The 13,011-nt window shown below is 41.8% G+C and carries 9 protein-coding genes; 3 read left to right on the top strand and 6 right to left on the bottom strand.

The window, feature by feature from the left end:
- The coding region (locus K6G33_RS07970; RefSeq protein WP_296778094.1) for a hypothetical protein at positions 1-213 on the top strand (213 nt) is incomplete at its 5' end.
- 18 nt (positions 214-231) lie between these two features.
- Here K6G33_RS07970 and K6G33_RS07975 read toward each other — a convergent pair.
- The gene (locus K6G33_RS07975) at positions 232-1,401 is read right to left on the bottom strand and encodes a hypothetical protein (RefSeq protein ID WP_367270493.1); all 1,170 of its coding nucleotides are present in this window, start codon (positions 1,399-1,401) and stop codon (positions 232-234) included.
- Between the two features lie 251 nt (positions 1,402-1,652).
- Here K6G33_RS07975 and K6G33_RS07980 point away from each other — a divergent pair, with 251 nt between their 5' ends.
- Both K6G33_RS07980 and K6G33_RS07985 read left to right on the top strand, forming a co-directional pair.
- The gene (locus tag K6G33_RS07980; protein WP_296778097.1) at positions 1,653-2,291 is read left to right on the top strand and encodes a TetR/AcrR family transcriptional regulator; all 639 of its coding nucleotides are present in this window, start codon (positions 1,653-1,655) and stop codon (positions 2,289-2,291) included.
- 15 nt (positions 2,292-2,306) lie between these two features.
- Positions 2,307-6,299, top strand: coding sequence for a hypothetical protein (locus tag K6G33_RS07985; protein ID WP_296778099.1), 3,993 nt, complete (start codon positions 2,307-2,309; stop codon positions 6,297-6,299).
- A 728-nt stretch (positions 6,300-7,027) separates the two neighbouring features.
- On the opposite strand, the gene K6G33_RS07990 is transcribed toward K6G33_RS07985, so the two are convergent.
- The 5 genes from K6G33_RS07990 to K6G33_RS08010 form a co-directional block, all read right to left on the bottom strand.
- On the bottom strand, positions 7,028-7,207 hold the full coding sequence (locus K6G33_RS07990; protein WP_296778101.1) for a hypothetical protein: 180 nt from the start codon (positions 7,205-7,207) through the stop codon (positions 7,028-7,030).
- Positions 7,208-7,718: 511 nt separating this feature from the next.
- The gene (locus K6G33_RS07995) at positions 7,719-8,078 is read right to left on the bottom strand and encodes a heavy-metal-associated domain-containing protein (protein WP_296778103.1); all 360 of its coding nucleotides are present in this window, start codon (positions 8,076-8,078) and stop codon (positions 7,719-7,721) included.
- On the bottom strand, positions 8,078-10,564 hold the full coding sequence (locus K6G33_RS08000; RefSeq protein WP_296778105.1) for a heavy metal translocating P-type ATPase: 2,487 nt from the start codon (positions 10,562-10,564) through the stop codon (positions 8,078-8,080). Before K6G33_RS08000 ends, K6G33_RS07995 begins: the two co-directional genes overlap by 1 nt.
- Before the next feature lie 15 nt (positions 10,565-10,579).
- A complete protein-coding gene (locus K6G33_RS08005) occupies positions 10,580-10,915 on the bottom strand; it encodes a metal-sensing transcriptional repressor (protein WP_296778106.1) in 336 nt (111 codons plus the stop codon).
- Positions 10,916-11,661: 746 nt separating this feature from the next.
- A partial coding sequence (locus K6G33_RS08010; protein WP_296778108.1) for a CotH kinase family protein occupies positions 11,662-13,011 on the bottom strand: 1,350 nt, incomplete at its 5' end.

Genomic DNA, 13,011 nt, shown 5'->3' on the forward strand with positions numbered 1-13,011 from the left:
GTCTCTTGTCATGACGATACCTCCTCTGCTTTTTTAGTTTGGTTGGCAGACCTTTTCTATTATAGCATTGGAGGTTTTATTTTTCTACTCATAGCTAAAGCTTTCAGAACCCCCAGTAAAACTGGGGGGTTTCAGAAGCCAACAAGAAAAGACAGATATACAAGAGATATCTGTCTTTTTTATTTGAAAAAATGCTCAATTTTCAGCCAGTAATCATAGATTTTCAAAATATCAGCCTATATTCCAGAATCTTTCAAAGAAAGCTTTTAGTTTCTCTATGACAGTTTCTTTTTTCTCCTTACGATTACCGCCGCCAAAGCGTGACACCGCAGGAAGTATCTTGTCAATATCCGTGCCGGTTGTCTTTACAGTTCCGTCACGGAAAGCACCTTCGATAAACTGCCTTGTTTCCTCAGATTTCAGTTTTTCTTCCTCTATAATGCTTTGGAGAGCCTTTTCACGTTCTTCGGCAACGTAGCTGTGCCATTCGTCCATTACATCATCGACCTCATTAATTCCTGCAATGAAGTTCTCAATAAGGTCTTTCTTGCTTCTCAGCTCAGGACTTGCTTCTATTGCCTTTTTAATGGTAATAAGCAACTCCTTGTCCATGCAATGGCTGTCATGGTATTTCGCCACAAGTAATAGTATATAGTCAATATTAATCTCAATCTGCTTGATAAGTTCGATCTCAAAGACTATATCATCATCTATGTTCTCAAGCTTTGTCTTTTCTCTGCGGTTCTTCCATTCATCATGTAAATCCTGATAACGTCCGAGATAGTCTTGGAAGTCTCTCTCGGAAATAAGCTCGTTACCCTCAAACTCGTCAAAGCTGACAAGCAGATTGCGCATACGAAGTATAGCACCAATCAGAGAAATAAACTCTTTCTGTGCTGCTTCGCCTATTATCTGCGGTTCATCTAACGGGAACTTGGTAAGCAGCTTATCAATCAGATCTACATAGTCAGAAATGGCTTTTTCAAGGAAGACTCTTGATGTTGAGTCCAGTGCAGATGTATCCTCGGGATTTTCCTCGTCTATGATACCGTCAGGATCGTCCTCATTAGCTCCGTAGCTGTAAATAAGAGCTATTTTCAAAGCCTTGTCTGGCTTTTCGTCCATTTGCTTCATAAATTCCACATAGTACAGCTTTGCAGCCTGTACTGAGGAAACCGCAAATATGGAGTTAAAGCCGCTTATCTGCTGCTTACGCTTTATCTCCTGTACCTGAGAACGGCGTTTATCTGCAGCTACTTCTGATATATTCGTGAGAACATTGTAGCTGTAGGTGCGCTCGTTCCTGTAGGTTTTCTGATTGAAGTGATTAAGGATATATTCTGTTACAAGAGCGATACGCTTCGGAGACATATATGCGCTCTCACGGTCAATATCCCACACCTTGACATCTTCAATATCTTTCTCCTTACAATCGTGTCTGACAGGGCGCTTAAGCTGATTTTTAATGGCGATGGCGTTTTTTACCCGTTATTCATATAGAAAAATTCTTTTAAAACTACTGCTTGCTATTATTTCTATTTAATTAACCGAAATTTTTGGGGTTTCTATTGACAACAGAAGAAAAACAGAGTATAATTGGTACTAGCAGTATCGTTGATACTACCAGTATCAAAATATAAGGGGGAAGTTGAATGAGCAACTATGTAGCCGGAAAAGAATGGAAGCAGGAAAAATACCAACACATTCTCGAAGCGGGCTTTCGGTTATTTGCAGAAAATGGTATCGAGCAAGTGACTATGACCGACATTGCAGAAGCAAGCAAGGTCGGAAGAATGACTTTATTCCGCTATTTTCCCTCTAAGACAGAGCTTGTTATTGCGATCTCCACCTGGAAATGGAAGGAATATATAACATGGCATAACAGTCTGTTATCTGCTGAGGAAATGGAAAAGCTCACGGGAGCGGAACAGCTGAAAATATATATCGTTTCGTTTCTGGAACTTTACCGCAGTCATAAGGATATGCTCCGCTTCAATTACAACTTCAACAGCTTTCTGAGCTATCAGAAAGGAACACTGGAACAGAAACAGCCTTATCAGAAGCTTGTTGATGCTCTTTCATTACAGTTTCACACACTGTATGAACGTGGCAGACACGACGGTACGCTGAACGTCGATATCCCTGAATATACCATGTTTTCAAGCGTATTCCATATCATGCTTGCGGCGGTTACGCGTTATGCTATGGGACTTGCGATCGTGAATGAAAGTGATACTGAGAAAGAGCTTATGATGCTTGCCGATATGATGCTGTCCAGGTTTACAAAATAGAATAAGGAGGATTTTATGAAGGACAGATTTTGGAAAAAGACGCTTGCTGCCTGCTTTGCGCTGATGATCGTTGCAGGAAGCGTGCCTGTACAGCCGTTTGCGCAGGTGCTTGACAGGGCAGCTATCACAGCAAGTGCAGCAGAAAGTACAATGCAAGAAACAATTGATATCAATTCGAGCGGAGAGCTTGTATACTATGGTGATTATTGTACTATAACAGGAATGGTAGGCGATAAGGATGGACTGGACGTTGGCCGCGGCAATACCATTGTGATCGAATCTGACGAATATATTATCGATAGAATTGAAATGCTGGTCGGTTTCGGTGAGGATGTTGCTTACCAGACAGTTTCGTCAAATGGTAAAGTTAACGTGGCAGATGATAAAAAAAGTACAACTATAGAAGATATCAATTCTTCTTCTGTTACGATCAGCTCAATGAGTTCAAACAACTGGTTGCAGTATAGTTCAGTTACTATTTACTGTCATGAAGTAGTACATGAACCTTTCGATGTTATCATTAGCGGTGGTGCAAACGCCACAGCAAATGCCGCTACCGAGCAAAAAGGTGTAACCAAAAAAATAAACACTGTAACATACACAGCAAATGAAGGTTATCATTTCGAGCGCTTCGATAGTTATACAGTAAACGATATTACTATGAAGTGGGTAGACAAAAAAACAGTAACTATTTCAGGTGCTCCAACGGGAGATACACAAATTCTTGTACCTGATGCGATAAATGAATGGAAAGTCAGCATATCTGACAGCATCAAAAACGGCAGTGTATCAACAGAAAAGGAAATGTATGAGGTGGGAGAAACTGTTGATCTGACTGTTTCGGTAGCTAAAGATGGATATCAGGTAAGAAGCATTACCGTAAACAATGGCACTGTCGATATTACTGACAATGGTGACGGTACTTATTCGTTCATCATGCCGGATGAAGATGTTACCGTAATGGCGGAGATATTGCTTACGACGATAAAATACATCGATGAAAACGGAGAAGAAGTTTCAACTAAAGATTTTACTCTTCTCACAGGCAACGAAACGCGGCTTGAAGAAGGTGTATACTATTCCGATAAGGATATTACATTTCGTGAAAGTAGTGGAGTAATAATAAAGGGCGATGTAAAGCTCATTCTTGCTGACGGAGTTAATATAAATTTTGGCAGTGAAAATTCCAGGGTGAATTATGGCTATATTAGCGCTTCGTATGATACGGATACTACTCTTTCCATTTATGGACAGGAACAGGGTACGGGAACACTGAACGTTTTTTCTAAGGCTTGGTGTATTTTGTACGGCAGCTCTAACGCGCTCCTTACAATTAATCAGTACGGCGGAAATGTAAATCTGGATACAACGGATAAATCTGCAATGCTTTTTGATTATTTGAATATTTATGGTGGAACGTTCAACGCAATATCCGGCGGAAATACTTTAAAAGCTGTCTTCAGAGCCGATTTTGAATCCGGAATCTACAGAAATGGTGAAATAACGGTCAAAGGCGGTAATGTGAACATAAAGACGACCGATCCGGAGATCGCAGCGGTCGGAGCGGAAAATATCTATCTGAGTCTGAAAAATGAAGATGACAGCATTTGTTTCTACGGATTCGACGGATGGATCGAAATCCCGGAGGACGAGGCACTCTACTGCGGCACAAAAAGGCTGGTTGGCGATGAGCTGAATTACGAGGACATCGCAAAAAAACTTCTGACCACAGTTCCATACTACCCTGTCAATATTTCTGACAGTATCGAGAACGGCAAGATAACTGTAGACAAGGGATCTGCCGCAGTTGGTAAGACTGTTACCCTGACTGCGACACCGGATGAGAATTATAAATTTATTTCCGTGACTGTAACAGATGAGGACGGAAAAGAGATCGAAGTGGAAAATAATCAGTTCACAATGCCGAGCGGTGGTGTGAACATTACAGCAGAATTTGAATTTCTCGGATATGCTGTTTCGATTGCGGACGGTATAGAATACGGCAATATCACCGCTGACAGATCAAATGCTAAGATGGATGAAGAAGTAATACTCACCGTGACACCTGCCGAGGGATATTGTCTCAAATCTCTCAGCGTCAATTTCTTAGGTGATACGATCAATGTCACTAAAATTGAGGACGGAACTTACTCATTCTTCATGCCTGACGGAAATGTGGAGATCAGAGCGGAATTTGTTCCTGAACCTGTCAGCGTGACATATGTGGATGCTGACGGTCAGACACAGATTGTTCAGGCTACTCCGCTGAAAGGCTACGAAAAGTTGCTTGATGAAGATATTTACGTCGTAAACAGCGAGATCACCTATTCAGAGAAGCTGACATTCTCAGGCGATACGCTGCTCATCCTCGATGAGGACAATATAATGACCGCAAACAGTGGTATTTCCGTTACAGATGAAGGCACACTGACTGTTACAGGTTCAGGTACACTGAATGTAAACGGAAAAAATGGTAAAGACGGTGAAGCAGGTAAACAGTTTTTTGACGGTGAAGCCGGCGGAGATGGTGAGGTAGGTATTGATGGCAACCTTACCGTACTCAGCGGTAATGTCAATGTTTGCGGTGGAAACGGCGGAAATGGCGGCGATGCCGGCAGGACAAGCACAGGTTCACGTTATCCCATAACAAATGGTGGAAAAGGCGGAAACGGTGGTACAGGTGTTATCGGAATCGTAAATATCAACGGCGGTGAAGTATGTATCAGCACAGGCCGTGGCGGCACAGGCGGACAAAAGAGCATAAAGGGCTCAAAAGGAAAAAGCGGAACTTACTCTGTAGCCGTTAGCGGTGAACTTCATTCTCTTGATGATCCGAATTTCCGTGTTATGCACAGTTATAATAATTCAAATTGGTATGTTCCGGAAAAAAGCGATGACATCTATCAGTTCGTTAAGACAATGCACGTTTTCATTCCGGATGAAATGGAATTTGTTAAAAACCATTACGGTTTATATTGGCATGACAGCGAGATAAATTTCAGGGCGAAAGACGGATATGCTGCAAGCAATGTTGCTGTCGGTGAATATATGTTGCAACCTGATGAAAACGGTGTTTATTATATAAGTATCGGTGATGAAAATGTAACAGTTACAGCAGAGACTGAAGTGATCGATACAGCATTCCGCGCACATAATCTCGTTCTTGACGGCGAGATAGGTGTAAACTTCTATGTTTCACTCAAAGAAGTACTTTCCGACGGCGCATATATGTCCTTTACGATCAAGGGAAAAACAGTGACACAGAGCATAACTGATGCTGAAGAAGTCAGAATTAACGGAATATGGGTGTACCGTTTTACCTGCAATGTAACAGCTATCGAAATGGCGGAAACTATCAATGCAGTGCTTCACTTCGGCGACGATCAGACTATCAGTGAGGAATATTCAGTTCAGAAGTATATCGATAGCTGTTCTGAAAAGGATTATGATGAGACTACAATGCAGCTTATAAATGCGATCGCAGATTATGGCAGCTATGTTCAGCCATTCCTTGCAGAAGCAAACGGCTTTGACGATTATGCTGTTATGGAGGCAAAAAATGAATATACCGAAGAGGATGTTGCAAACGCAAAAGAAGCGCTTACAGATTACAAACTTAAAAGTACATATAATAACTCGGATATTATAAAACTCGGATATTCACTGAACCTTAAATCCAAAACTACGCTTGAGGTCATGATGCTGATGCCGGAAGGATACAGCGGTAAAATTCGAGCAGAAGTCGTTGGCGATCTTGGCGAGCTTGAAGTTACACAGGTTTCGGATACGGTATATAGCGTGAAGATCGAGAATATTCCTGCGCATTACCTTGGAAAAAATTACTGGATAGTGTTCAGTACAGATTCGGGCGAGTGGACAACTGACATTTCAGCGCTAACATACGCATACAAAGAGATCAATAATCCTGACAATGAGTATGCTGAAAAGGCTATGACAGCACTGTATAATTATTATAATGCAACGTATGCTTACAGAAGAGCACACTAATAGTAAAAAGGAGAATAGAAAAATGAAAAAATACGTTACCCCTGAAATGGAGATCACAGAATTTGAGGCAGAAGATGTCATAACTACCAGCAACGGCAGTGATCCTACACAGACTCCCATAGTTTGGGAAGAATAAACTAACAGTAACTACGATAGTTTACTTTTTAGCTACGGCAGGCGGCTTCGGCTGACCTGCCGTTTCTGTGTTAGTCAAAATCTAAAAATAGCAGCTTTAGGCAATATCCGGCACTTTCGGTGCGGTTGTAAGCAAAGAGGATGCCGCTATCGGTGTTGCATGATAGTTTCTTGATAGTATCAGTCTTTGCAACCGCCAAAATTCTTATATTAGAAGATAACGAAAAAGCACTTCCGATTTCTCGAAAGTGCTTTTTTTCATGAGGGTGGGAGATGAGATTCGAACCCACGGTCTTCGGGACCACAAGCCGAATCCATCAATATTTCAGTGTATTCGAGCTGCTTTGATAAGTTCCATAAGCGGCTTAGATTAGCCTTTTTGTCACGATTGTGTCTAATCATCGAAAGAGAAAAGATGATGATTGTATTAGGAAAACATTAGGAAAAATATTAGGAAATTATCCTTGTCAATACTGTAGCTGAATACACCGCAAGCTTAGGCTGCGGTATTTTTGTAATCTGCCCCCCAGTTATACCGTGGGCAAAATGCTTTAGTTATGAGTATAAAAAGGAATCCACATTAACGGGCAGTATCAAGCCCTTATAGTCAAAGCATTGTTTTTTATACTCTCGATGGTTTGTAATAACGCTGTTCTTGTCTTAGCCGTGCCTCCTTTCCAAAAGCCTCCTGCGTTCGCAGGCAGACCGCCTGTTACAAAAGCCAATGCCATTAAAAACGCTGCTGTCTTCTTCCAGCTGCTGTGTTTTTTCATAGCTCATTTCCCCCTTAAAAATAATATTATCAGCAGTATTAGCTGCTATTAAACATTAAAAGCGCTCCCAAAGGATACACTTATCCCATGAGATACGCTTTTATTGCCGTATTAAATTGAAAAAAGGCGCAATTAGCCTGTTCTGTTCTGTTCTGTTCTGTTCTGTTCTGTTCGAGAATATTACGATTAAGCATACTTGTCAACCCCATTTTGACAAAATTTACTAACCGTTAACTGTATATCAGCTATATGATATTTATATATCTATTATAGCTTAAAATAATTCAAATGTCAATTGATTTTTAAAAGCATTTATCAAGTATTGCAAATCGAACACTATTATCGAAAGAACACTATTATCGAAACATTACAAATAGTATAATCAGTTCCCGAGAGGGAGCTGATTACTTTAAACATTTCAGACTTTGGTTACAGGAGCTCCTCCTTTAAGGAATCAATAAAGCCTTGTTCTCATTTTTACATAGAACAAGGCTTTTATTATAGCCGCAGCTTATTGAACCGCAATGACCTTGTATCCGAGATTATCGATTTGTTTCACAAGAGTTTCATCGGCTACTTCTTTATCATACTTTACTATTGCCTGTTTCTTTCTTAGATCAAGCTTTGCAGATACTCCGTCGATACTGTTGATTGCACGTTTCACACGGTTTGTGCAGCTTTCGCAGTGCATACCGTCGATCTTGAACACCTTCGTATTGATGACAGTTACTGATAGCTTCTTATCAGGCTCCTTTATACTTGAACCGCCGCCTCCGCAGCAACCGCCTTCTCCTTTAAGGTGCTTGATAGAACTCCTTATTGCAATGATCAGAATTACTGCCAGTACAGCGATGATAATAGCATTTCCCATTATTCCTCTCCGATAAACGTGTAATCCTGAGCTTCAATAGCTGCCTTGATTACGTCAACAGGAACATCCTTGCTAAGTGTGATAACTGCTGTATCTGCGTTGTGGTCTGGAACAGCGCTCTCAATACCGTCGATTGCTTCAAGAGTTTTCTTTACTCTTGCCTCACAGTGCTCACACATCATACCTTCGATCTTTAATGTCTTTGTCATAGCTTTTTCCTCCGTTTTTATTGTTTTGGGGTTAATTTTCTTATCATGACTTGCGTCATGTATCTTAACTAAGTTTAGTCTGAGAGCGTTCATGCACACGCAGAAGCTTGACATTGCCATAGCCGCTGCACCGTATGCAGGCTTCATCTCGATACCGTACAGGCCAATTGCAAGTGGTATGCACACGGCATTGTATATGAACGCCCAGAACAGATTTTCGTGGATATTCCTTATAGTTGCTCTGCTGAGACGTATCGCAGCTGAAACATCGGTCAGTCTGTTCTTCATAACAACAATATCTGCCGCATCTATGGCAACATCCGCACCTGCGCCTATTGCAATGCCTGTATCAGCTGTCGTCAGAGCAGGAGCGTCATTGATTCCGTCGCCAACCATGATGACTTTGCCCTGCTTTTTCAGTTCAGATATTTTCTTTGACTTGCCATCGGGAAGAACCCCTGCAATAACATTGTCAACACCTGCCTGTTTGCCTATGGCATTGGCTGTACGTTCGTTATCGCCTGTGAGCATATACACGTTTATGCCCATGCCTTTCAGCTCTTTGATTGCCTCTGCCGAATCACTTTTTATAGTGTCCGCAACGGCGATGATACCAATGAACTTACCGTCTTTAGAAAAGAGCAGAGGTGTTTTACCCTCATCGGAAAGTGCGGTAACTCTTGCGGTAAAGTCTGAAGGTATCTCATACTTATGCGAAATATATTTATAGCTTCCGCCTTCGAGTAGTTCATCGTCAAGTACAGCCGAAAGACCGTTTCCGGCAAGTACTTTGAAGTCTGTGACTTCGGGAATTGTCATACCCGTTGTTTTTTCTATAACAGCCTTTGCAAGCGGATGTTCGCTTTTTGCTTCAAGAGCCGAAGCGTATGTGAGCAGTTCATTTTCCGTGATACCATATGGGATAATATCCGTAACATTGGGCTTGCCCTCGGTGATAGTTCCCGTCTTGTCAAGAGCGACTATATTCGCTCTGCCCACAGCTTCAAGAGAAGCGGCAGTCTTGTAGAGTACACCGTTTTTTGCACCCACGCCGCTTCCTACCATTATAGCAACGGGAGTTGCAAGTCCGAGAGCACATGGACAGCTTATAACAAGAACTGATATTGCTCTTGCAATCGCAAAGCTGAATTCCTTTCCTACGAGCAGCCAGCCGATCAGTGTCAGCAGTGCTATTCCTATAACCGCAGGAACGAATATCCCCGATACCTTATCAGCTATACGCGCAATAGGTGCTTTTGTAGCGGCTGCATCCGATACGGTCTTGATGATCTGCGAGAGTGTAGTGTCTTCGCCAACTCTTGTTGCACGGCAGCGGATATATCCTGATTTGTTGATAGTAGCAGCCGAAACAGCAGAGCCTTCTTCCTTGTCCACAGGAATACTTTCACCTGTTAGAGCGGATTCATCCACCGAAGATGTTCCATACACAACAACTCCGTCAACGGGAATACTTGCACCGGGCTTAACTGCGAAAATGTCGCCCTCACGAACTTCCTCGATACCGACTTCATGCTCCTCGCCTTCCTGATAGAGAACTGCTGTTTTCGGAGCAAGCTTCATCAGCCCTTTCAAAGCGTCGGTAGTACGGCCCTTTGACATAGATTCGAGCATTTTTCCCACCGTAATCAGTGTGGGTATCATGGCTGCGGACTCAAAATAAAGGTTCATTCCGTATTTCATAACAGTTTCGTGCTCACCGTTTCCCTGAGCAAGTATCATGATGAACAACTCAACTAATGAGTATCCGAATGAAGCTGTTGAACCGAGAGCCACAAGCGTATCCATATTAGGATGCCCACTGAAAAGCGACTTAAAGCCATTCGTAAAGAACTTCGCATTGATTATCATGATAACGATAGCAAGAAGCATCTCAAATACGCCTAAGAATACATGATTATCAAATGCCGCAGGTACAGGGAATCCCCACATCATATGTCCCATTGAGAAGTACATCAGCACTAACAGAACTATTACAGACTTTATCAGACGCTTTCTCAACTTTGGCGTTTCCGTATCCTTGAGCATATCGTCATCGGCTGCCGCTGTTTTAGTTTCTGTACCTTTTTTTGAAGCACCATAGCCAGCATTCTCAACAGCTTTGATGATATCCGTTTCCGATGCTGTGCCCTCAACTCCCATTGAATTTGTTAGAAGGCTGACCGCACAGCTCTGAACTCCGGGAACGGCTGATACTGCTTTTTCAACTCTTGCACTGCAAGCGGCACAGCTCATTCCTGTAACATTATATTGCTCCATTGAAGCTCCTTCCTATTATTTCATTATCTTCTGTAATGTAGTTACAAGCTCGTCTATAACCTCGTCTTTTCCTGCCCTAATATCATTGACCACACAGCTCTTCATATGCGAAGCAAGCAGTTCCTTGTTAAAACTGTTCAGTGCGCTGTTTATTGCCGATACCTGTGTTAATATATCGGGACAGTACGCATCGTTTTCGAGCATTTTTTCGACCCCGCGCACCTGTCCTTCTATTCTTTTCAAACGGTTCATAAGCGACTTGAATTCTTTCTCGCTGCGTTTCTTCTTGCGCTCACAACAAACAGCTTCAGTCTTCTGCTCTGATAAGCAGCTGCATTCTTTATCTTTCATGATTAACGCTCCTTTATATACCCCTACAGGGTATCTCTCGGATATTATTATATACCCTCACAGGGTATTTGTCAAGAGGTTTTAAAAAATTATTTGCTTCTTCCGAGGAAAAAAGAAAATCTTCTCCATATTGGAGAAGGTTATTTTGTATCATTATAATTGAATACAGTTGATATAATCAAAGCCTCCCGAGGGAGGCTTCAACAGTCATTCTATTGGTAAATCTATAAACGTAGGATCATGCTTCGCATGCCTATCGCCAACGTTGACGCATTATTCATAACAAAACCCGCCTTGTTTATTCAAACTCAGGCGGATTTTCATTTATATCAATCTTCTCGAAAAATCTTGATACGCGCCTTTTCAATGCATATAGGATAGTGTGCGCTATCATAATATTATTGTCTTTCTTTTAACGCGTCTGAAAGGTTCATTCTCTCAATGCTGATACGGCTTACGATAGCTTCAAGCTATGGCACCGGCTCCTCAATGATAAACAATACCTTTGTTAACACCGCCATATCAGTCATAAAAGCACAGCATATCGCAACAATGATTAGTATATTCTCAAATGTGCTGTCCGGCGTTTTAGGTGCCGTTGCTGATAAAGGCAAATCTGAAAAGAGCAGCGATGAATCTGCCCAATCGGAAAGCAATGACTCAAGTTCAAGTTTGGAGTGAGTTGCCGCAAAAGCTTTTTTGATGATAATGGAGCCGCAAAAGCGGCTCCATCTATTTACATCATTTTAGTACCATGTTCTGAAAATACTATTATTCTGGCGCGGCGGACAGAAATAGTTCCTTAAACCGAGCAATGAACGGATAACAGCGATTATTCTCTCATTATACCTGTTATATGTATTCCTTATTATCGTATTTATATAATCGGGAACCGAGAACGTATTTGTTATGGTCTTATTGTCCCCGTAATGATATACCGCAGTTATCCTGTTGGATATTGCAAATGAATCGGGAGAACAGGTAAAGCCATAATATTTTCCGTCACAGCTCATAAAATCAGCGTCAAAGGCATCTGTGTATGTTTTGCCATTGATATTGAATTCCATATAGCTGTTATTCTTTTCTTCTTCTGTAAGAGAAGTAAGGTCAAGGTAGAAATTAAAACTGATCTGTCTGCTCAGAACAATGCTCTGCGACTTGAATTCAGGAACGGTTTCAGCAGCGTATTCGCTTTGTTTTACAGTAGTAAAGTTTCTGACTGTAGTATTATTATCCTTGTCTTTTCCGATAAAGGATATCACGTTTTTCTTTTCTGCTGCCTGACTTAACTTATCGGAAGGAAGCTCAAATCTTACTGAACCGTCTGAAAGTGCAAAAGTATCATAGTACAAACCGTTTACGTATACTTTCAGACTTGTTGTCTGCGGATCATTTACGGATATCTGCATGATAAGATCTTTTTCAGGCTTGATAACAGCATCGGCAGGAGCACTTGCTGATATCGTATCATCAACAGCGTTTGGTGTCGAGATGTTCACTGCATCTGATCTAATATAAGGTGAAGCGCTGTTTTCGTTATATGTGCTTGCGAGCAATGCGTCATCCGAGCTGAACTGCTCGTCAAGCCACGCTATCCTTTCGCGCATATACGATATGAATAAGTCTCTGTCGGCTATATAGCCTCTGCCGTAACCGGGCCACTGATTATTTCTGTCCCAGAGCGCACTGTCAGCCATACCCGATTCGTAAAGATATTCGCTGTCTCTTTCAAGTGCGCCGTTTTCCTTTATAACGTCTTCAAGGTAAGGTCTTATCTGCCAGTATCTGTCGGTTGCTGCCGATATAAACAGCGGATCATCAAGGAACTCCCTGTAGAAATTCTGCGGATCCTCAAACTGTGATACCTTCCAGCCTGTTGCCTCACTGCTTATTTCCTGACTGACGATTATTGAACCTGCGCCTGTGTCAAAGTCCCACGGAGGGCCGAATTTAAGGAGAGAATCATGCGGTTTGTAGATATATCTGCTCTTGTAGCGCGAATCGTCATTTCCCATTATTTCCATAAGCAGCCAGTAGGATACCATTGAATCAAAATCAGCAAGCTCGGTGTAATGAGTCATCTTGCCGTCTATCTC

The sequence above is a fragment of the Ruminococcus sp. genome (genome assembly GCF_024691275.1).
Classification (GTDB): domain Bacteria; phylum Bacillota; class Clostridia; order Oscillospirales; family Ruminococcaceae; genus Ruminococcus.